Origin of the sequence: Campylobacter sp. JH32 (assembly GCF_017846535.1) — a bacterium.
Taxonomy (GTDB): domain Bacteria; phylum Campylobacterota; class Campylobacteria; order Campylobacterales; family Campylobacteraceae; genus Campylobacter_D; species Campylobacter_D coli.
In genome coordinates, this window is record NZ_JAEQBS010000036.1 from 1 (window position 1) to 746 (window position 746).

The following is a 746-nucleotide window of genomic DNA, read 5'->3' on the forward strand; positions in this document are numbered from 1 at the left end:
TCATTAGCAATCTCTACATTATCCTTAGTGGTTTGATCAATTTGAGCTACACTCTCATTGATTTGAGTAATACCTGCAGTTTGCTCTTTAATAGATTCTGCCATATCATTGATAGATTGAACCAATAAATTAGTATTAGCTTCTATTTCAGATAAAGACTTTTGAGTTCTCTCAGCTAACTTTCTAACTTCATCAGCAACAACGGCAAAGCCTCTACCATGTTCTCCTGCTCTTGCAGCTTCAATAGCAGCATTTAATGCTAGAAGATTGATTTGATCTGCAATATCTCCAATAATACCTGTAACATTCTTAATCTCTTCAGATTGAGTGATAACATCACTGGTTTTAACTGAAACATTTTGCATAGAAGAAGTAATCTCTTCTAAAGCAGCTGCAGTTTCTTCTAAAGAAGCTGCTTGAGAATTAGAAGATGAAGTAAGGTTTTGAACTGCACTTTGAAGTTTAGAACTTTCACTGGCTAAGTGATTAGCAAAGTCAGAACTTTGTTTTAACATCTTAACGATTTCATCCCCTAAAGCATTAGTAGTAACTTCAACACTACCATTAGCATTATCAAGTTTATTTCTAAAGTCTAAAGACTTATATTCTTCAAAGATCTTATGAATAGCATTCATATCTGATCCTACTTTAGTTTGTAAAACATCTAAAAGTCTATTTAGAACATTTTTAAGTTCTATTAATTGTGGATTTCTAGGATTAGCTGTAATTCTTGCAGTAAGATTACC

1 protein-coding gene is annotated in these 746 nt (G+C 32.6%); it reads right to left on the minus strand.

Going from position 1 to position 746, the window contains the following annotated elements; genetic code table 11:
* On the minus strand, positions 1-746 hold a 746-nt coding region (locus KAR67_RS09395), incomplete at both ends, for a methyl-accepting chemotaxis protein (protein WP_225982081.1).